Source organism: Amycolatopsis sp. NPDC102389, assembly GCF_044765885.1.
In the GTDB taxonomy this organism is placed as follows: Bacteria; Actinomycetota; Actinomycetes; order Mycobacteriales; family Pseudonocardiaceae; genus Amycolatopsis.
Map to the genome: position 1 here is coordinate 69,786 of NZ_JBIWKX010000019.1, position 18,780 is coordinate 88,565.

24 protein-coding genes are annotated in these 18,780 nt (G+C 69.5%); all 24 read left to right on the plus strand.

Translation table 11 applies throughout. From position 1 onward, the window contains the following. Positions 1-120 precede the first annotated feature (120 nt). The 24 genes from ACIRGA_RS18465 (at position 121) to ACIRGA_RS18580 (ending at position 18,779) form a co-directional block, all read left to right on the plus strand. Entirely contained in the window at positions 121-1,083 is a 963-nt protein-coding gene (locus tag ACIRGA_RS18465) for a hypothetical protein (protein ID WP_400942528.1), read from the plus strand. Beyond that, positions 1,080-1,307 (plus strand): hypothetical protein, encoded by a 228-nt coding sequence (locus tag ACIRGA_RS18470; RefSeq protein WP_400942529.1) that lies wholly within the window; start codon positions 1,080-1,082, stop codon positions 1,305-1,307. Before ACIRGA_RS18465 ends, ACIRGA_RS18470 begins: the two co-directional genes overlap by 4 nt. Then, positions 1,304-1,675 carry a hypothetical protein gene (locus ACIRGA_RS18475; protein ID WP_400942530.1) on the plus strand — a complete coding sequence of 124 codons (372 nt, stop codon included), beginning with the start codon at positions 1,304-1,306 and terminating at the stop codon, positions 1,673-1,675. The genes ACIRGA_RS18470 and ACIRGA_RS18475 overlap by 4 nt, the downstream gene beginning before the upstream one ends. Beyond that, a complete protein-coding gene (locus tag ACIRGA_RS18480; protein ID WP_400942532.1) occupies positions 1,672-2,439 on the plus strand; it encodes a hypothetical protein in 768 nt (255 codons plus the stop codon). Before ACIRGA_RS18475 ends, ACIRGA_RS18480 begins: the two co-directional genes overlap by 4 nt. Beyond that, positions 2,436-2,600, plus strand: coding sequence for a hypothetical protein (locus ACIRGA_RS18485; RefSeq protein WP_400942533.1), 165 nt, complete (start codon positions 2,436-2,438; stop codon positions 2,598-2,600). Before ACIRGA_RS18480 ends, ACIRGA_RS18485 begins: the two co-directional genes overlap by 4 nt. A 397-nt stretch (positions 2,601-2,997) precedes the next feature. Continuing rightward, a complete protein-coding gene (locus tag ACIRGA_RS18490; protein WP_400942535.1) occupies positions 2,998-3,294 on the plus strand; it encodes an HNH endonuclease signature motif containing protein in 297 nt (98 codons plus the stop codon). Between the two features lie 4 nt (positions 3,295-3,298). After that, on the plus strand, positions 3,299-3,754 hold the full coding sequence (locus tag ACIRGA_RS18495) for an AAA family ATPase (protein WP_400942536.1): 456 nt from the start codon (positions 3,299-3,301) through the stop codon (positions 3,752-3,754). Between the two features lie 136 nt (positions 3,755-3,890). Continuing rightward, positions 3,891-4,472 carry a hypothetical protein gene (locus ACIRGA_RS18500; RefSeq protein WP_400942538.1) on the plus strand — a complete coding sequence of 194 codons (582 nt, stop codon included), beginning with the start codon at positions 3,891-3,893 and terminating at the stop codon, positions 4,470-4,472. A gap of 19 nt (positions 4,473-4,491) precedes the next feature. Continuing rightward, the gene (locus ACIRGA_RS18505) at positions 4,492-6,012 is read left to right on the plus strand and encodes a terminase large subunit domain-containing protein (protein ID WP_400942539.1); all 1,521 of its coding nucleotides are present in this window, start codon (positions 4,492-4,494) and stop codon (positions 6,010-6,012) included. Between the two features lie 14 nt (positions 6,013-6,026). Then, entirely contained in the window at positions 6,027-6,242 is a 216-nt protein-coding gene (locus ACIRGA_RS18510) for a hypothetical protein (protein ID WP_400942541.1), read from the plus strand. Then, on the plus strand, positions 6,239-7,402 hold the full coding sequence (locus ACIRGA_RS18515; protein ID WP_400942542.1) for a phage portal protein: 1,164 nt from the start codon (positions 6,239-6,241) through the stop codon (positions 7,400-7,402). Before ACIRGA_RS18510 ends, ACIRGA_RS18515 begins: the two co-directional genes overlap by 4 nt. After that, positions 7,399-8,157, plus strand: a complete 759-nt coding sequence (locus ACIRGA_RS18520; RefSeq protein ID WP_400942544.1) for an HK97 family phage prohead protease — start codon at positions 7,399-7,401, stop codon at positions 8,155-8,157. The genes ACIRGA_RS18515 and ACIRGA_RS18520 overlap by 4 nt, the downstream gene beginning before the upstream one ends. A 141-nt stretch (positions 8,158-8,298) precedes the next feature. Continuing rightward, positions 8,299-9,699, plus strand: coding sequence for a phage major capsid protein (locus tag ACIRGA_RS18525; RefSeq protein ID WP_400942546.1), 1,401 nt, complete (start codon positions 8,299-8,301; stop codon positions 9,697-9,699). Between the two features lie 92 nt (positions 9,700-9,791). Further along, positions 9,792-10,085: a hypothetical protein gene (locus ACIRGA_RS18530; RefSeq protein WP_400942547.1), complete on the plus strand. Its 294-nt coding sequence runs from the start codon at positions 9,792-9,794 to the stop codon at positions 10,083-10,085. A 5-nt stretch (positions 10,086-10,090) separates the two neighbouring features. Beyond that, positions 10,091-10,690 carry a phage gp6-like head-tail connector protein gene (locus ACIRGA_RS18535; RefSeq protein WP_400942549.1) on the plus strand — a complete coding sequence of 200 codons (600 nt, stop codon included), beginning with the start codon at positions 10,091-10,093 and terminating at the stop codon, positions 10,688-10,690. A 9-nt stretch (positions 10,691-10,699) separates the two neighbouring features. Then, on the plus strand, positions 10,700-11,113 hold the full coding sequence (locus ACIRGA_RS18540; RefSeq protein WP_400942550.1) for a hypothetical protein: 414 nt from the start codon (positions 10,700-10,702) through the stop codon (positions 11,111-11,113). A 2-nt stretch (positions 11,114-11,115) separates the two neighbouring features. Then, positions 11,116-11,850: a hypothetical protein gene (locus ACIRGA_RS18545; protein ID WP_400942551.1), complete on the plus strand. Its 735-nt coding sequence runs from the start codon at positions 11,116-11,118 to the stop codon at positions 11,848-11,850. Positions 11,851-11,870: 20 nt separating this feature from the next. Then, the gene (locus ACIRGA_RS18550) at positions 11,871-12,281 is read left to right on the plus strand and encodes a hypothetical protein (RefSeq protein WP_400942552.1); all 411 of its coding nucleotides are present in this window, start codon (positions 11,871-11,873) and stop codon (positions 12,279-12,281) included. Beyond that, positions 12,282-12,773 (plus strand): hypothetical protein, encoded by a 492-nt coding sequence (locus ACIRGA_RS18555; RefSeq protein WP_400942553.1) that lies wholly within the window; start codon positions 12,282-12,284, stop codon positions 12,771-12,773. A 6-nt stretch (positions 12,774-12,779) separates the two neighbouring features. Further along, positions 12,780-13,235 (plus strand): hypothetical protein, encoded by a 456-nt coding sequence (locus ACIRGA_RS18560; protein ID WP_400942554.1) that lies wholly within the window; start codon positions 12,780-12,782, stop codon positions 13,233-13,235. A 134-nt stretch (positions 13,236-13,369) separates the two neighbouring features. After that, on the plus strand, positions 13,370-15,520 hold the full coding sequence (locus ACIRGA_RS18565; RefSeq protein WP_400942556.1) for a tape measure protein: 2,151 nt from the start codon (positions 13,370-13,372) through the stop codon (positions 15,518-15,520). Continuing rightward, positions 15,520-16,407 (plus strand): hypothetical protein, encoded by an 888-nt coding sequence (locus ACIRGA_RS18570; protein WP_400942557.1) that lies wholly within the window; start codon positions 15,520-15,522, stop codon positions 16,405-16,407. Before ACIRGA_RS18565 ends, ACIRGA_RS18570 begins: the two co-directional genes overlap by 1 nt. A gap of 15 nt (positions 16,408-16,422) precedes the next feature. Next, positions 16,423-17,640 carry a hypothetical protein gene (locus tag ACIRGA_RS18575; protein ID WP_400942558.1) on the plus strand — a complete coding sequence of 406 codons (1,218 nt, stop codon included), beginning with the start codon at positions 16,423-16,425 and terminating at the stop codon, positions 17,638-17,640. Continuing rightward, positions 17,640-18,779 (plus strand): hypothetical protein, encoded by a 1,140-nt coding sequence (locus ACIRGA_RS18580; protein WP_400942559.1) that lies wholly within the window; start codon positions 17,640-17,642, stop codon positions 18,777-18,779. Before ACIRGA_RS18575 ends, ACIRGA_RS18580 begins: the two co-directional genes overlap by 1 nt. The last annotated feature ends 1 nt before the right edge of the window (position 18,780 follow it).

The following is an 18,780-nucleotide window of genomic DNA, read 5'->3' on the forward strand; positions in this document are numbered from 1 at the left end:
GATCCACCGGCACGACCCCGCCGACCCGGCGCCCGCGCGGCGCCGGGTTTCCGCGCGTATTCCGGGCGGTGCCTCATGCCGTGGCTGAGGCTCAACGACGTCGGATACGACGACCCTCTCGTGCACGCCGTCGGCAACTCGGCGTACGGGGCCCTGACGCGCCTCAAGCAGTACGCGAGCGCGCAGCGCACCGACGGGTGGCTGCCCGCCCTCAAGGCCCGCCAGATCGCCACACGGCGCGAACTCAAGGCGTTGACCAACGTCCGTCTCGGCGACGGCCCGCCGATGATCCACCAGCCCGGCGACGAGTGCCGATGCCTCGAGGGAAAGAAGTGGACCACCGAACTCGGCGGGTATTGGGTGCACGCCTTCCTCGACGAGAACCCTTCCCGCGCCGAGAACGACGTGCACCGCGCCAAGACGCGCGAACTCAAGGACAAGGAACTGCGCGCCGCGGTCAAGACGCGCGACGGCATGGCCTGCCGGTACTGCGGCATCACCGTGAAGTGGGCCGACCGCAAGACCCCGGCCGGTGGCGTGCTCGACCACGTCGACCCGAAGATCGCCGCCGGTGCCGACAACCTGGTCGTCGCGTGCCGCGGCTGCAACGGCCGCAAGAAGGACTGCACCCCCGAGGCCGCCGGGCTCACCCTGCTGCCCCCGCCCCCCCTCGCCGCGATCAACGCCGAATCAACGCCGGATCAACCGCCGATCACCGACCGATCACCGGATCGACCAGAAACCGACCCGGAACCCGCGCAGAACACCAACCCGACCGGAAACCCAGCCCCACCAGCGGAAAACACCACCAACACCAGGCCCGACCCTGCCCAAAACCAGCCACAGAACCCCATGATCACCGACGGAATCACCGACGCGATGACTACCGGGACGGGTAGGGGACGGGACGGGGTAGCTCCCCAGACAGGCCCCACCACCTACCGGGACCGCGTAGGCGATGCAGGACCCAACGGACACCGCCCCATCGTGGGCCCTGCCGACACACCCCGCGACCAACTCGCCCCCAACCCCTACACCCGCACCGCCACCCCGCCCCCGAGACCACCGGGGGATGTCCGGTGACCCGCTACCGGGGCCAGTTCAACGCCCGCGAACTCGACGCCCTCGCCGCGGCCGAACTCCTCGGGCGCGAACGCGAACTCGCTCTCGCCGTCGACTGCCCCGAATGCGACCAGCCCGCCGGCCACCCGTGCCTCACCCCCGACGGCCAACCACTGCGTGCCCCCGCCCACTGGCGACGGATCCGGGCGGCCGACCACCACCGACAGGAGAGCCACCCGCAATGACCACCGAACCCGAACGCCCCGCCCCGGCCGACGTCGTCGAGTTCATCGAGCGCGCGGTCGGTGTCGACCTCGAGCCGTGGCAGCGCAGCTTCACCGAGGCCCAGTTCGCCCATGCCCGGCGGATCGACAACGTCGCCCGGTCGACGCTCGCCGCGATCGTGCCCGGAGTCGCGGCCGCCGCCGAGAAGCTCGGCCGCGCGTTCGCCGAACTCGCCAACTCCCTGCCCGCGCTCGCCGCCCTCGACGAGATCGCCGCCCGCGACGACCGGTTCGCGCGGGCGCTCGAACTCACCCGTACCCGCAACACCGGCCCCGCCCGGCAGCCTCGGCCGCCGCGCACGATCAACGCGAGGGGAACCCGCCCGTGACCAACCCGACCGACCCGAAGAACCTGCGGCAGTGGCAGGCCGAACTCGCCGCCCTCGCCGCCAAGCTCACCGACCCCATCACCCTCAAGGTGATCCGCGACGACATGACGACCACGACGCACACCAAACCGGGATTGCTCGAGCAGCTGCGCCAGGCGCACGCGCACGGCGGCGAGACCGGCAAGGCTGCGGGCAGCTCGCCCGGTGTCCCGATCCGGGTCGCCGCGGCAGACCTGCAGCGCAACCTCGACCGCGAGGCCGCCACCCTCCACTTCAACGTGCTGGTGCAGGACGCCGACACGGTGTCCCGGATCCGGGCGGCCGCCGGCATCGCCGGGCGATGGGCCGAGGTCCACCAGGTCGCGGCCGCCGTGCTCGAGCTGCGGTACATGGTGGAGCGGATCGAGGAGCTACTCGACCCGCCCCGGCGGCTGCACATCGCCGCCGCGTGCCCCGCGTGCGGGCAAGGCATGGTGTGGCGCCTCGACCCCAGCACCGGCGAACTGGTCCAGGCCCCGGCGCTCGCCCTCGACGCCCGCACCGGCTGCACGTGCCTCGGCTGCGGGCAGGTGTGGGGCCCGGAAAACCTCGAGTTCCTGCAGGGCGTGCTCACCGTGGAACAGGCCCGGCGGCCGCGGCTGCGCAGCAGCGCCGAGGGCAACGGACACCGATCCGAAGTCCCGACCGGAGCGACCGGTAACGACGACCAGACGGCCGCGCGATGTGCAGCCGAGAACACCGAAACCCATGGGGGTACCCGATGAGCAAGAACCGATGGCGCCCGAACATCGGCACGCCGCCGCCCACCGCGCCGAAACCGACGACCGGCCAGTGTGGACATCCGGCCCACCCCAGCACGGGGAACTGCTCGACGTCGGGCTGCTGGAACCACAGCGAGGAGCGGCACAAGGGAATCGACCGGTAGGCGCAGTGGTCAATAACTGGACACAAACCGCCGAGGGCAGCGCGACCGCGCGGCGACCGGACATGATCGGCAGCATGACCAGCGGAGAAGACGTGAGCAGCGAGGCCGAGACGGAACCGTGCCACGCGTGCGGGGACTCCAAAAAATGCTGGGCGTGCTTGGGGTTCGGAAGGAACCTCGCCGCACGGTGTGGAGTCTGCAAGGGCGACGGCAAGTGTGCGGACTGCCGCACCGAACCCCCGCCGCCGGACGACCGGCCCACGCTCGACACGCGGTAGCCGAACCCCTGTTCGACACGACCGTGATCGTTCTGCATACTGGAGGCACTTAGGCGCAGTGTGCCCGCAACCAGGACCCCCGACCCACCCGGTCGGGGGTCCTGTCGTATGCCGGGGCCATGACCGCGCAGGGGGTGAGCATGGCCTCGGCGAACGGGCGCCCGTGGCGCCGGGTCACGGCGCAGCTGCGCGAACTCGCGGCAGCGTCCGGCGCGGCGTGCGGATTGTGCGGGCACCGGATCGACCTCGACCTACCGGCCGAACACAAGATGTCGTTCACCGCCGACCACATCGTGCCGCGCAGCAAGGGCGGGCAGGACACCCTCGACAACGCCCGCCCCGCGCATCGCACGTGCAACTCGAGCCGCGGCAACCGCGCGCACGAAGCGCCGATGCCGACCTCGCGAAGGTGGTGATCAGGTGCGGCAGGTAGTGGTGATCGCGGGGCCGATCTGCGCGGGCAAGACCACGCTCGCCCACAAGCTCGCCGACGAGAACGGCGGCCGCGTGCTCGACCGTGACGAGATCGCCCGCGCGATGGGCAGCCCGCGCAAGTGGTTGCACAGCAAGACCTACAGCCGACAGGCCGAACACGTGATGCGGCTCGAGCTCGACCAGATCGCCAAGGCACGTGAGGGCATCGTGTACGTGGTGCGCTCCCTGCCCGTGGCGGCACAGCGCGCCGCGCTGGTCGACCGGCTGCGCGCCGAGTTGATCCTGCTGGATCCCGGACGCGACGAGTGCATACGCCGCGCGCGAGTAGACCGCCGGCCACCGGGCAGCGTGCCCGCCATCCACCGGTGGTACGCGCGGTACCTGCCCGGCACGGAGGAACAGGAACCCGAGGAGCACTTCGCGACCTCGCGTGACTGGTGACCACTGTCCACACGCGACACACCCGCGCTCATCGATGTGCACCGCGCTGACCTGGGTTTTTTCGGCGCGGGGCCACGGGAGACCCCGCGCCCACCATCCCTGAATTTCTCCCCGGCAAAAAATCACAGGGCGGAGGGTGATCACATTGACGGCCGAACGGATCACGACGATTAGCGATGTGATCGCCGACGAGATCAAGGCGACGCGCAAGCGCGCCGGGCTCACGCGCGGCGAGTTCGCCGCGGCCGCGTGGGAGAAGGGCGCGCCGGAGTCGTTCTCGGCCGCCGTGGTCGGCTACATCGAGACCGGCCGCCCGGACAAGGAAGGCCGCCGGCGGCGCGAGGTCACGGTCGACGAACTGCGGTTCATCGCCGCCGCTGCAGGTACGACGCCGCTCGGTCTGCTCGGCGAGCACGCCGCGCTGCTCGGCGGCGACGAGCCACCGGAGTGCCCGCGCTGCGCCGCGGAAACGGGCGCGCTCGAGCGGCAGGTGCGCGCGGACATCGCGCAGCTCGGCGACCTCGCCGACACCGAACCCGGTCTCGCCGAACTCGCCTACGCGCTCGCCGCCGGGATCGACCGCGGCGCCGACGAGAACCCGATACCGCCGCTCGCCAAGGAGTTGCGGGCGACGCTCAAGACGTTGACCGACGCCGTAGCCGTGCGCACCGCGCCGGATGACGACGACGAGTTCGGCGACCTCGGCGACCCGGAGTAGCTCGAGGGGAGGCCCCCGCGTGCCGCTGTCCGAAGAGGACCGAACAGAAGCCCTCAAAGCGCAGCTGCTCGAGCTGTACGGGCTGCGGTGTGTTCCCCGGTGGGGAACGCCGCGCGATCTGTCACGGAAGACCTACGGGCCCAAGGTGGCGCGGATCGCCGAGGCGTTCGGTACGCCGTTCATGCCGTGGCAGCGCTACGTCGCCGACGTCGCGCTCGAGGTCGACCCCGCCACCGGACGTCTGGCCTATCGCGACATCCTGCTGATGGTGCCCCGGCAGTCGGGCAAGACCACGCTGTTGCTCGCCAAGATGGTGTGGCGGGCGAACGCGTGGAATAGGCAGAACATTCTCTACTCGGCGCAGAACCGTCTCTCGGCCCGCAAGAAGTGGGAAGAGGAACACGTCGCCGCCCTCGACGCCGCGCCGCGGTTCCGGGGCCGCTACACCGTTCGCAAGGTCAACGGGAACGAATCGATCAAGTGGCGCAACGGGTCGCGGCACGGCATCACCTCGAACACCGAGACCGCCGGCCACGGTGAGACCCTCGACGACGGAACGATCGACGAAGCCTTCGCGCTCGAGGATTCCCGGTTGGAACAGGCATTCTCTCCGGCGATGATCACGCGGCCGCAACCGCAACAGTGGCTGGTGTCCACCGCGGGCACGAAAGCGAAGTCGCATTTCCTCAACGGCAAACGCAAGCGCGGCCGCGAGATCATCGAAGCGGGCGAGCCGTCCACGTTCGCCGTGTTCGACTGGACCGTCGGCGACGTCTACGACCGCGACGACCCGGCGACCTGGTGGTCGTGCATGCCCGCTCTCGGCCACACCGTCGCCGAGGCAGCCGTGCGTTCGGAGCGGGGCAAGATGGAGGCGGGCGAGTTCGACCGCGCGTACCTCAACGTCACAAAAGTGGTGGTCGTCGCCGACGACCCGAACGTGCCCACCAAGTGGTGGGCGGACCGGCACGACGCGCGCTCTACGGCGGTCGACGTGGCGCTCGCGGTCGATATCACACCGGACCGACAGAAGACCGCGATCATGGCTTACGGGCACCGTCCGGACGGCCGCGGGCACGTTGAGGTGATCGAGCTGCGCGACGGCACCGACGGCGTGGTCGAGAGGCTGGTCGAACTGCGCGACCGGCACAACCCGATCGCGGTCGGTCTCGACGTCGCAGGGCCCGCCGGTTCGCTGCTGGTCCCGCTCAACAACGCCGGATTTACCACGCCCAAGGATCCGATGAAGCCGGGGCGCGGGCAGCTCGCGATCCCGACGGCGCGAGAGTTCGCCGCGTCGTGCGGCGCGTTCGCCGACGCTGTGGAGCACGACCACCTGCGCCACCTCAACCAACGACCGCTCAACGAGGCGTTGACCGGTGCCCGTACGCGCGTCCTCGGCGACGCGTGGGCATGGGCCCGCCGCACGAGCGACTCGAACATTTCGCCGCTGGTGGGCGGGACCGTGGCCCGGTGGGCATACGAGAGCCGCGCGCACCTGGTGATCGACGACTACGACGTGCTGGATTCGGTGTGGTGAAAGGAGAATCTCGGATGTCGCGTGACCTGGTTACGACGCTGCTCGACCTCGCCGGGCTGCTGCTGGTCGCCGCCGGGATCGGCGCCGCGCTGTTCCCCGTCATCGGGTGGGCGACGCTCGGCCCGGTCGGTGTCCTGCTGCTCGCCGGTTCACGGGTCGCGGTGTGGATCGGCACGCCGGCCGCCGCGCCCGCGTGGTGGAAGAGGCTTCGCGGGGGTGGTCGCTGGTGAGCCTGTTCTCTCGCGGGTCCACCGTGGACGATTCCGAGATTCCCGCACGGCCGGTGTCTGGCCGCACCGGTACGGCCGTGGTGACCAACAAATCCGCTATGCAGCACTCCGCGGTATGGGCGTGCCTGCGGCTGCGCGGCGACCTGATTTCCACGATGCCGGTCGACGCCTACCGCATGGTGGACGGGATCCAGGTCGAGACGAAGAAACCGCCGGTGCTGATCGCGCCGGGCGGCGAGCGGATGAAGCTGCACGAGTTCCTGTACTCGACGCAGGTCGACCTCGACCGGGCGGGCAACACGTTCGGCATCATCACCGCGTTCGACGGTCTCGGCCTCCCCGCGCGGATTGAGCTGGTCGACCTCGGCGAGGTCACCGTGCGGATCATCGACGGCCAGATCGACCACTTCCGGATCCGTCGGCAGAAGTACGCGCCTACGCAGATTTGGCACGAAAAGCAGTTCACAGTCGCCGGTCTCCCGATCGGACTGTCGCCGACCTCCTACTCGGCGATGAGCATCGGTCAGTACCTCTCGGCGCAGCAGTTCGCGCTCGACTGGTTCACCGACGGCGCGATCCCCGCCGGCGAACTCCGCAACACCGAGAAGACGGTCAGCCCGGTGGAGGCGACCGCGATTAAGCAGCGGTTCAAAGCATCCGTCGCCGGACGCGACCTGTTCGTGCACGGCAAGGACTGGGAATACAAGCCCATCCAGGCGATGGCGTCGGACGCGAATTTCCTGCAGGTGCAGCAGTTCGGGATCGTCGACATCGCCCGGTTCTTCGGCTGCCCGGCCGACGTCATCGACGGCGCGGTCGCTACCGGGTCGATCACGTACGCGTCGATCAGCCAACGGAACCTGCAGCTGCTCATCATGAACATCGGCCCGGCCATCTTCCGGCGCGAGTCCGCGCTGTCAGATCTGTTGCCGCGGCCGCGGTTCGTGAAGCTCAACAGCGACGCCCTGCTGCGGATGGACCCGCAAACCCGCGCCGAGGTGATCGGTAAGCAGATCGCTACCCGGCAGCTCGCGCCGTCCGAGGCCCGCGCGCTGGAAAACCGGATGCCGTTCACCGACGAGCAGCTCGCCGAGTTCGACCGGCTGTTCGGCAACCCCCGTACGCAGCCCACTACTGCAGAGTCAGGAGCGACGACATGACCCCCAAGTCTTGCGCGGCCGCGGCCGCCGAACGCAGCCGCGCCGTTGCCGCGCGGGCTGACCGGCCCTCGCAGCGGCGCGCGGCCGAACACGACACCGCGCCGCCGCGGGTGTCCGCGCAGCTGCGCGGGCTGCAGCTGCGCGACTCCGCGGCCGGTGGCGGGCTCGAGTTCGATGGGTTCGCCACGGTGTACGACCGCGGTTACGAGATGTGGGACTACTACGGCCCCTACACCGAAGTGGTGTCCGCCGGTGCGGCGAGTGAAAGCCTCGCCCGCGCCGACCTCGACGTGCCGCTCGTGCTGCAGCACCAAGATCTGCGCCGGATCGCGCGCACGACGAACGGGTCGCTGCAGCTGACCGAGTCCGACGAGGGGCTGCGCGTGTTCGCGCCGAACCTCGACCGCGAGGACCAGGACGTGGCCTACATCGTGCCCAAGCTGCGCGCCGGGCTGATCGACGAAATGTCGTTCAAGTTCCGGATCACGTCCGGGCAGTGGTCGCCGGACTACACCGAATACCGGATCACGCAGTTCGACATCCACCGCGGCGACGTCGCGATCGTCGGCTACGGCGCCAACCCGCACACCGCCGGCGCCGGGCTGCGCGCCGCCGATCCGCTCGACGCGCTGCGCACGCTCGACGAGGACCAGGCCCGCGCCGCGCTCGCCGCGCTGCAGGCCCGGTTCACCACGACCCCCGCACCGTCTCGTGTCCTCATCACCGACGAGGACACGAGGATGCGCCGCCTGTAGGCGGCGCGCTTTCCCTGCTGCTTCGCGTAAGGAACCCCGCACCGCGCCCGCGTGGCCTGGTCTGGGAGTCACCGCCTGCTGCCCGCAGGGCCATCCGACGAACAACGATCCCCGCCACGCGGGAGGGAGGACGACGTCACCATGACGCTCGCTCAGCTCATCGCGCAGCTCCGGGGCCAGATGGCCACCAAACTGGAGCAGCGCAACGGTTTCGCCTCGACGCTCGCCGACCTGCGCTCGCAGGACACGGTCGACGAGGCCAAGGTCACCGAGGCCCGCAAGGCCAAGGACGACCTCGACACCGAACTCGACGCCCTGCAGGCGCGGGTCGCCGATCTCGAGGCGGAACAGGCCCGCGACGACGCAGCCGACCGGCTGCAGCGCGAGACCAACCCCGGCGCCCCGCGCCCCGCCTACGACCAGGTGGCGCGTGTCGGCACCGAGGAACGCACCTACCGCGCCGACCAGGACCGCAAGGGCGCCGGGTTCGCCCGTGACGTCGCCTCGGCGTTCCTCGGCGACTACGGCGCGCAGGCCCGCCTCGCCCGGCACATGGACGAGGAACGGGTCGAACGGGGCGCGCAGGTCGAGGGCGCGCAGCAGCGCGCGGTCGGTACCGGCGCGTTCACCGGGCTGGTGGTCCCGCAGTACCTGGTCGACATGTACGCGCCGATGGCCACGACCGGCCGTCCGTTCGCGGATGCCTGCCGACACCACGACCTGCCGGAAACCGGCATGACCGTGAACCTCGGCCGCGGCACCACCGGCACGAGCGTGGACGACCAGACCGCCGAGAACACCAACGTGTCCGAGACCGACTACGACGACACGCTGCTGACCATCCCGGTTCGCACCGCGGCCGGCCGCCAGACCGTGTCGCGCCAAGGTGTCGACCGTGGCGTGCAGGTCGACGACACGGTCGTCGAGGACCTGTACAAGCGGTACCACGCGAACGTGGACTCGAAGACCCTGAACCTTGCGGGTACGGGGCTGTCTGCCGTCGCGACGCCGGTCACCTACACCGACGCCACCCCGACGGCCGAGGAGCTGTACCCGAAGATCCCCGAGGCGCTCGCCGGGGTCGAGGGCGCGCTGCTCGACGTCGCGTCCGGCGAGAACATCGCCGTGATGCACTCCCGCCGGTGGTACTGGCTGCAGAACGCCATGAGCACCAAGTGGCCGCTGATCTCGCAGCCCGGCATTGTCGAGAAGACCCTCGGCACGAACTACGCCGAACGGTACGGATCCGGCATCCGCGGTGTGCTGCCCAACGGCACCCCGGTTCTGGTCGACAACAACATCGCTACCAACCTCGGCGCGGGCACGAACGAGGACGAGATCTACCTCGGCGACAAGAACGAGTTTCACCTGTGGGAGGACCCGAACGCGCCGGTTCTCATTCGCGCGGAGCAGGCCAAGGCCGAATCACTCGGCATCGTCCTGGTGGTCTACGGCTACTACGCCTTCACCCACAACCGCTACGCGCACGCCCGCAAGATCTCCGGTACCGGGCTGATCACGCCCGCGTTCACCGGAGTCTGATCCAACCCCGTCCACCTGCAGCGGCGAGCACTGTCCACACCGGACCGTGCTCGCCGCTGCGTGTTTCACCCTGTCGCAGGAAGGAAAGCGGAATGAGCAACGAGGACCAGGCCCCCGCCGTCACCACGGCGGACGCCACCGCGCCGGAGGGCACCGCGTCGGGCGCCGCTACGGCGGCGACCGACGATGCGATGATCGCCGCGCTGTTGCGCGAACGCGCCGCCTACGCCGGTCGGGGCGGCATGGACGACCGCGTGAAGGCCGTCGACGAGCAACTCGACCTGCGCGGGTACACGGATCCGGCCGAGACCGAGAACGCCGCGCAGGGCGACGGCGCGCCCAAGGATCCGAAGCCCGCCACCGCGAAGCGTCAGCAGACCCGGTAACCGCGATGGCCGAGACGGTCTACGCCACCGTGGCGCCGCTCAAGGAGGCGCTCAACATCCCGGCGACCGACACCCGCGAAGATGCCGCGCTTGCTCGGCACCTGGCGACCGCGTCGCGCGGGATCGACCGGGCATGCGGCCGGCACTTCTACCGGGACGACACCGCCACCACCAAGACGTTCCCGGTCGTGGGGCGGACGTTGTTCGCCCCCGAGGGGCATCTGCTGCTCACCGGCGACATCGCCACCCCCGCCGGGGTGGTCGTCGAGGACGGGCACGCCTACGGCCAGTTCACGGAGGTGACCCGGTTCGAGCTCTCGCCGCTCGCACCGGATCCCGGTTGGCCGCACACCGGGATAGCCACGGACCGGATATGGCCGCACGGCCCGACCGGGCGCGTGCGGGTCACCGCGGTATGGGGATGGCCCGCCGTTCCCGAGGACATCGTGCAGGCGACGTTGCTGCAGGCCGCGCGGCTGCATCGCCGCAAGGACTCGCCGGAAGGGGTGAGCGGGTCGGCTGAATGGGGCTTGATCCGGATCAGCCGTTCCGACCCGGACGTCGCCGCGCTGCTCTCGCCGTTCGTGCTCCCCGGATTCGGATAGGGGGCGCGGGTGGAGATCGCAGCAGTCAAGGCCGCGGCCGCGGCCGCCGTCGAGGCTCACGTCGAGGGGCTGCGCTGTTTCCCGTTCGTCCCGGACGCGATCAGCCCGCCGGCCTTTTTCGTCGCCGAGGTCGAGGTCGAGTACGACACCACGTTCGGCCGCGGCATGGACACCGTCTATCTCACGTGTCGTCTGCTGGTGTCGCACGCGACCGACCGCACCGGGCAGCAGCAACTCGACGGCTATCTCGTGGGCACAGGACCGAAATCGGTCAAGGCCGCGCTTGAGGTCGACCCGTCGCTCGGCGGGACCTGCGACGCCGTGCGGGTCCAACGCTGTTCCGGCTACGGCCTGTACGAGCACAGCAACAGCCACTACTACGGCGCCGAATGGCGCGTGTTGATCATCGGGCGGGGGAACTGATCGTGTCGCATTTCGTGCTGCTCAACTGCAGGTTGTTCACCGGCGGCGCCGACCTCACCGGATCCTCGAACAAGCTCGAGCTGAACGCGGAAGTGTCCGACGAGGAAAGGACGAACTTCGCGTCCGGCGGCTGGAAAGAGGTTCTCGGCGGCCTGCGCGAGACCGAACTGTCCGGCGGAGGCCAGTGGGAGGCGGGCGACCCCGGACGGGTCGACGACGCCCGGTGGACCGAACTCGGCGGCCTCGGCCCGTGGACGGCGTGCCCGGACCGCGCCGACCTCGGCAGCCTCGCCTACTTCACGTCGGCGATGTCGGGCAAGTACAAGCTCGGCGACCAGGTCGGCGCCGTCGCGCCGTGGGAAGGCGAGGCCAAGGGAACGTGGCCGCTGGTCCGCGGGCAGATCGCGCACCCGCCCGGCACCGCCCGCACCGCGACCGGCACCGGTTCCGGGATCCAGCTCGGCGCCGTCCCCGCCGGGAAACATCTCTACGCCGCGGCTCACGTCCTGTCGATCGCGGGCACCGGCTCGCCGTCGATCACGCTCGGCATCGAGTCCGACGCCGACAACACGTTCGCCTCCCCGACCACAGTCGCCACGTTCGGGGCGGCGGGTGTTCTCAGCGGGCAGATCGCCCGCGCACCGGGCCCGGTCACCGATACCTGGTTCCGTCCCAAGTGGACCATCACCGGCGGCGCGCCGTCGTTCCTGTTCGTCGTTGCCCTCGGCATCGCCTGACCCTGTAAGGAGAAAACCCCATGCCGCACATGGTGCTGCTCTCGGCGTATCTGTCGATCAACGCGGTCGACGTGTCGGAACACTCGAGCAAAATCGAACTCAGCGTCGAGGTGTCCGACGAGGACGCCACGACGTACCGGTCGCTGGGCTGGAAAGAGGTCCTCGGCGGAATCAAGGAAGGCAGCCTGTCCGCGACGTTCAAACAGGACATCGCCGCCGGCGAACTCGACGCGACCATGTGGCCGCTGATCGGGAACCTGGTCCCGTTCGAGGTGCGGCTGTCCGACGCCGCGGTCGGCCCGTCCAACCCGAAGTACACCGGAACCGTGCTCATGAAGAAGTGGGCGCCGATCGCCGGGCAGGTCGGGTCGATCGCCGAGGTTGACGTCGAGTGGCCGACGTCGGGACAGGTTTCCCGCGCGGTGTCGTAGATGCCGGTCGACCTCGACCTGTCGGGCCCGGAGAAGCGGTTGCGCGACATCGCGCGGGCCCTGCGCACCGAAGAGGACGGTAAGGCTCTTCGCAAGGATCTGGCGCGGAACCTGCGTACCGCGCTGCAACCGGCCCGGCAGCAGGCCCGCGCCGCCATCCGGTCGATGCCGTCGCAGACCAAGCACCCCGGCCGGTCGCTGCGGTCGGCGATCGCCTCGAAAATCCAAGTCGTCGCGAAGATGTCCGGCAAGGCAGCCGGCGCCCGCGCGATCACCAAGACCATCAAACTCCGCGGCTTCACCCACGCTCCCCGCCGCACGAACTCCGCGGCCGGTTGGTCGCATCCGAACTGGAACCACGGAACCGAATCCCACCAGGTCGGCAAGCCGGACTGGTTCGACGACGCCATGCGCGGCGCGGCGATGGACGCCCGCCGCCGCGTGGTCGAAGCGATGGATGCCACCGCGCGCCGCCTCTCCCGAAAGGTGTGAACTCCCTTGAAATTCGTCATCGCCTACAGCCCGGACGACGGGCCCGCGCAGCGGTACGACTTCGACCCGGACGACCTGCGGGTCGCCGCGGCCGAGGACCTCGAGCGCAAGTTCGAGGGCAGCCTCGACGAGCTGCAGCAGTCGCTCATGTCCGGTTCCATCCGCGCGAAGCGGGTAGCGCTGTGGCACGTGCTGCGGCAGCAGCACAAGGAACTGCGCTATGACGACGTCGACTTCCGCGCGGGCGAGGTCGAGGTCATCCTCGGCCGTGAACTGCTGGAGAAGCTGCACACCGCCGCGCAGACCGCGACCGGAATCTCGGAGGACAAGCGGCGCGCCGCGGTCGCCGCGTTCAAGGCGCAGCTCGACAAGAGCGACGACGGCGACGAGGACCAGGCGGACGAGGTGCCCGCCCCGGCGGGAAAAGCGCCATCGAAGAAAAAGGCCGCAAGTACTGCCTGAGAATTTCCGAGGTCCTGCACATCCGCCCGTGGGAGCTCGGGCTGCTCACGGTCTCGCAGTTCCACGCGGCGTGTGCGTACATCGATCAAATCGTTGAGGCACAACAAAAAACTACATAGAGGCGAGGGGGTGTCATGGCCTCCGATACGTCCCTGCTGTTCGACATCCTCGGCCGTGACGGCGTGTCTTCCGTGTTCCGGGAAATCCGGCGGGAGGCACTCGTCACGGCGGGGGTGATGCGCGCCGCGGGCGAGCAGACCGCGGGCATGGCGCAGAGCAACGCGCAGAGCATCCTCGGGCTCACGCAGAAACTCGGCATGTTCGGCGCGGCCGCGGCCGCTAGTGCGTTGGTCGCCGGTGGCGCGCTCGCCGCGGTGCCGTTGGCGTTCGCCGGTATCGGCGCCATGGTGTTGAAGGAGAACGCCGTTGTGGCGCAGGCGTTCACCTCGCTCGGAACACACGTCAAGTCGCAGCTCACGACGTTGGCGGCGCCGCTGGTCCCGTACTTCGCGCAGATCGCCGGGCAGCTGCGAGCGACGTTCGACGAACTCGCGCCGTCCATCGGACAGGCGTTCTCAGCCATCGGCCCGTACCTGACCACCCTCACCGACGGCATCACCGGTTTCGCGTCGCAGGCCATGCCGGGTTTCCTGACCGCGATCAACTCGGCCGGACCCGTGTTCGACGGATTGGCGAATTTCCTGACCTCTCTTGGCGCTGGTGTGGGTCAGTTCGCGGCCAACCTCGCCCCGGCGGCGACGGCCGTGGGGCAGGCGTTCTCCGCGCTCGGTCCCGCGCTCGGCGAGATCCTCGGCCTGGTCGGCGCCGTGCTCGGCACCCTCGCCCAAGCGGGAGGCCCGATCCTCGAGGCGCTGCTGCCCGTGATCTCGTCCCTTGTGGACGGTTTGGCGGGCGCCCTGATTCCGGTGATTCAGAGCCTGGGACCGATTTTCGTGCAGGTCGCGACCGCTCTCGGTCCGCTCGCCGACGCGCTGGTCGGGGTGTTCGAGGCGGCCGGACCCGCTGTGACCGAGATCTTTTCGCAGCTCGGCGGGCTGCTCACCGGCTCGCTGATCCCGGCACTGACGCAGATCCTCCAGGCGGTAACCCCTTTGGTGCCAGCATTTCTATCGCTGCTGTCACCGATCATGCCGCTGGTGCCCGCTATCGCCGAGATCGCCGCGCAGTTCGCTAGTTCGCTCGCGCCGATCCTGGTGCAACTGGTGCCGATCGTGTCGCAGATCGCGACGCTGATCTCGCAGTTCGCGGCCGACACGCTGCGGCAGCTCGCCGCCGCCATCGTGCCACTCCTGCCGACCCTCGGTCAGCTCGCGACCACCCTCGGCGGCGCGATTCTCCAGATCCTGCAAGCGATCTCGCCCGTGCTCGGCGCGCTCATCGGCGCGTTCGTGCAGCTGCTACCGCCGCTCGTGGGGCTGCTGCCACCGATCGCCGAACTGGTCGTCGCGCTCACGCCCATCATCACGATGGTCGCCGAACTCGCCGCGTTCCTGATCAACCTCCTGGCGCCCGCACTGACGTTCTTGGTGACGCACATCGCGCAGTTCCACGCGTTCAGCCTCGCGTTGCTCGGCGCGGTCGTGAAGTTCGTCGTCGATGTTTTCGGCGGCGCCTGGGAATGGGTGAAGGGCGCGACGTCCCGCGCGATTGACGGGATCGCGGCGGCGATCGGCTGGTTTGGGTCCCTGCCGGGCAAGATCTCGGGCTGGTTCGGTGAGATCACACGCTGGATCCGCACCCGGTGGGACGAGGCGGTCAGTTTCGTGGCTGGTATCCCCGGCCGGATCCTCGACGCGCTCGGCGATCTCGCCGGGCTGCTGGTCCGCGCCGGACGCGCGATCATCGACGGTTTCCTGCGTGGCCTCAAAAACGCGTGGGGCGCGGTCACCGATTTTGTGGGCGGCATCGCAAGCTGGATTGCTGACCACAAGGGACCGTTGTCGTATGACCGGACGCTGCTGCAGCCCGCCGGTGAAGCGATCATGCAGGGCTTTCACGAAAGCCTTGTCGAGAACTTCGGTCTTGTGCAGGGGTTCGTGCGTGGCATCGGTCCGTCGATCGCCGCCAGTGCGGGCGGTCTCGGCGGGACGCTCGGCGCCGGGTACGGCGTGGCCGGTGGCGGTGCGCCCGGCTCGGCCGCGGCCGCCGGCGGATCCGGCGGCCGGTCGCTGGTCCACATCGAGAACTACCACCCGCCCGCGGACGCGCCGCCCGGCGAGGTCGCGCGTGATCTCGACTGGTTTTCCAAGAGCGGGGGTTACTGATGGCGGGCGAGCTGGTGACCCTCGACGGTCAGCTCGAGTGGCGCGACACGCTGCTCGGCAGCGACACCGTGTTCGGCACCACCCGGATCAGCGGTTTGTGGGACCTGCCGGGGCAGCGTGGCGGAAACACCGCGCTGCCCGGCTACCACGGCAGCTACCTCGGTCAGCTGCTCTCGACCGACCGCGAGGTCGTGTGGGAATGGATCTACCGCGGCGACCATCCCGGACTTCCGGCCGCGCTGGACACGCTGCGCCGGATCACCGCGCCGGGCGAGAACCCGGACAACGAACCGTTGGTGATCCAGCTCGACGGGCTGCCCGTGCGCGTGAACGCCCGCGTGAAGCGCCGGGCGATCCCGACCGACCTCAAGTACGCGAACGTCGGCTACGTCGCCGGTGCGGTCTCCTGGGAGGCCAACGACCCGCGTCTGTACAGCGTGGCCGAGAAGACGGTCAGCACCCGGCTAGCGGTGCCTGCCGGTGGCGGTCTCGACTTCGGATCCGGCGGGCTCGACTTCGGCGGGGGCGGTCTCGACTTCGGTATCGGCACCACCGGCGGGCAGGCCATCGCCACGAACGCGGGGCACGTGCCCACGTGGCCGGTGCTCGAGGTCGACGGCCCGGTGTCCGGACCACAGATCATCTACGGCGGCCGCGTGCTGATGTTCGATCCCGCGTGGACCGTCCTCGCCGGACAGACGTTGCGGATCGACACCGCGCCCGGTGCCCGCACCGTCGAGATCAACGGCGTGAGCGTGCGGCAACGGCTGTTCGTCGCGCAGTGGACACCGCTCGCGGACGGCGAGCCAACCCGGATCCAGTTCACCGGCGGCGCCTACGACCCGGCCGCCGAACTCCGTGTCATCTGGCACGACGCCTACCAATGAGAAGGAGGTTTCCCCGTGGCAGAGCGCGATAGCTGGGCGACCATGAACGGGTCTACCCGTGTGGTCGACGCCGAGGATTCCCGCGTGGCGTTCGGCGCGCTGCTGCAGCCCGGCGCGTCCGCGATCGCGAACAGCGTCGGGATCATCAACGCCGCCGGCACTCCGGGACTGGTCGCCGCGACCTCGCCGACTCCGGACGTCAACGTCAAGGTGTCCGCGTTCCGGTCCGTCATCCGTGCCAGCCGCGGCATGGGCCCGTACATCGCCACGCTCGACGGCGACAAGACCCTCAACGTCCTCGGCACCGACCCGGCCGACCCGTCCAACGCCAGGCGTGACCTGATCATCGCCCGGCAGACCGATACCTACTACGCCGACGGGTCGACCGCGTACACGGTGATGCGGGTCAAGGGCACCGCGACCGGTAGCCCGGTCGACCCCGACCCGACACAGGGCGGGCTCTACCCCGACTACCTGCTGCTGGCTCGGATCCGGATCGGCGCCGGGGCGACCACGGTCACCGGCGCGATGATCGACGACCTGCGCCCGGCGCGCGTCGTCGCCCTCGGCGGTGTCGTCCCGGTCGCGAACCTGACCGAACGCGCCGCACTGCCGGCGGTTCCGGGGCTCACGATCTACCGGCGAGACAAGGGATGGACCGAGGTCTACAACTCGACGTCGGGCACGTGGCAGTGCCAGGGCACCGTGACCACGGGCGCGCTCGCCGACATCACCAACCCGTTCACCGGGCAACTCGCGATCCTCACCACCGACAACATCCTGTACCGGTGGACCGGGTCCGCGTGGAACGCGACTATCAGCGTGGTCGACGCCGCGGCCCCGCGCGGAATCGTCGCCTTCGGCGTGCACCTGGGATCCGGAACCGTCACCGGCGCCGACACCCTGCAGACCGAACGCGCCACGGGCACGGTGGTGAACGGCCGCTTTTACAAGATCACGCACGTGCGCAGCGAAGCGGGCGCGTCGAACATCTTGACCATGCGCTACCGATACAAGGCGGGCGCCACGATCGATCTCGCGGGAAGTACCGAGTTCGAGTTTCACACCGACGCACCACCCGGCAGCTACCGGACCACGACGCGCGTGTCGTTCTGGCGAGCGACGTTCAGCGGGCAGATCACGTTCGGGGTCTCGTCCGCGGTCAACTCCGGTACGGCCACGATCGACGCCGTTCGCGGGCGGCAGCTGCTGGTCGAGGATGCGGGTCTCTGATGGCGGCGCCGCTCTACACCTACATGGTGCACGACCTGCTGACCAACGCACCGCTCGCCGAACTCCCCTTGTCCAATGTGGAGTATTCCAAGCGGCTCAACGATTCCGGGTCGGCACGCGGGACGTTCGGGGTCGAGTCGCGTACCAACCCGTTCCGGAAAGTGAAAGATCCCTACGACCTCACGATGCCCGGCCGCCGGTGCCTGTACGTCTACCGCGACGACAAGGTGATGTGGGGCGGCATCATCTGGACCCGCCGCTACAACTCCACCTCGCGCACGGTCGAGGTCGGGTGTGGCGACTGGTGGACGTACTTCGATCACCGCAAGGTGTTGCCGCTGCTGACTTTCCCGGTGGCGCCCGCCTACGACATCGCCGAACTGCGGCTCACGTTCAGCGGCGATCAGAACGCCATCGCCCGCGGACTGGTCACCTCGGCGCAAGCGCACACAGGCGGCGATCTCGGCATCGTCGCCGACACGTCGCTCTCGCTGATCGACCGAACCCGGCAGTACGCCGGGTACGAACTGCCGTGGGTGGGCGAGGCGCTGCGGCAGCTCGCCGCGGTCGAGGGCGGCGCCGACATGATGTTCGACTCCGGCGGGCCCGACGCGAACGGCCGGCCAACCCGGCTGTTCCGGCAGGGCACACCGTGGCTCGGTCAGCAGGGTTCGCCGTGGGTGTTCGAGTTCGGCGGGAACCTCATTGACTACACGTGGCCGAGTGACGGAACCCGGTACGCCTCCCGCGGTTTCGCCACCGGCGAGGGATCCGACGACGGAACCCTGATCGCCGTCGCCGAGGACACCACCCGCTACGCCGGCGGTTTCCCCCTCATCGAATCCGAGACCGCCTACACCACCGTGTCGAACGTCGACACCCTGCAGCAGCACGCCGACGCCGATCAGTTCGCCTCGCGCCTCCCGGTCGTCCTGCCGGAACTCGAGGTCCGCGGCGACCGGTCACCGATCGTCGGCGAATGGGGGCTCGGCGACGACGCGCACGTGATCATCGAAGACGATTTCGTTCCGACCGGGATCGACACCAGCCTGCGCATCATCGGAATGTCCATCTCGCCCGGCGAGGACAAGGAAACCGTGCGGGTCACCTGCGGCCCCCTGCTCGACGACGTCGCCTGAC

Coding starts and splice junctions, on each gene's coding strand:
- ACIRGA_RS18535 (WP_400942549.1), top strand. CDS start 10,091: ATGGCCGAGACGGTCTACGCCACCGTGGCGCCGCTCAAGGAGGCGCTC.
- ACIRGA_RS18565 (WP_400942556.1), top strand. CDS start 13,370: ATGGCCTCCGATACGTCCCTGCTGTTCGACATCCTCGGCCGTGACGGC.
- ACIRGA_RS18485 (WP_400942533.1), top strand. CDS start 2,436: ATGAGCAAGAACCGATGGCGCCCGAACATCGGCACGCCGCCGCCCACC.
- ACIRGA_RS18475 (WP_400942530.1), top strand. CDS start 1,304: ATGACCACCGAACCCGAACGCCCCGCCCCGGCCGACGTCGTCGAGTTC.
- ACIRGA_RS18530 (WP_400942547.1), top strand. CDS start 9,792: ATGAGCAACGAGGACCAGGCCCCCGCCGTCACCACGGCGGACGCCACC.
- ACIRGA_RS18525 (WP_400942546.1), top strand. CDS start 8,299: ATGACGCTCGCTCAGCTCATCGCGCAGCTCCGGGGCCAGATGGCCACC.
- ACIRGA_RS18520 (WP_400942544.1), top strand. CDS start 7,399: ATGACCCCCAAGTCTTGCGCGGCCGCGGCCGCCGAACGCAGCCGCGCC.
- ACIRGA_RS18550 (WP_400942552.1), top strand. CDS start 11,871: ATGCCGCACATGGTGCTGCTCTCGGCGTATCTGTCGATCAACGCGGTC.
- ACIRGA_RS18570 (WP_400942557.1), top strand. CDS start 15,520: ATGGCGGGCGAGCTGGTGACCCTCGACGGTCAGCTCGAGTGGCGCGAC.
- ACIRGA_RS18555 (WP_400942553.1), top strand. CDS start 12,282: ATGCCGGTCGACCTCGACCTGTCGGGCCCGGAGAAGCGGTTGCGCGAC.
- ACIRGA_RS18580 (WP_400942559.1), top strand. CDS start 17,640: ATGGCGGCGCCGCTCTACACCTACATGGTGCACGACCTGCTGACCAAC.
- ACIRGA_RS18490 (WP_400942535.1), top strand. CDS start 2,998: ATGACCGCGCAGGGGGTGAGCATGGCCTCGGCGAACGGGCGCCCGTGG.
- ACIRGA_RS18510 (WP_400942541.1), top strand. CDS start 6,027: ATGTCGCGTGACCTGGTTACGACGCTGCTCGACCTCGCCGGGCTGCTG.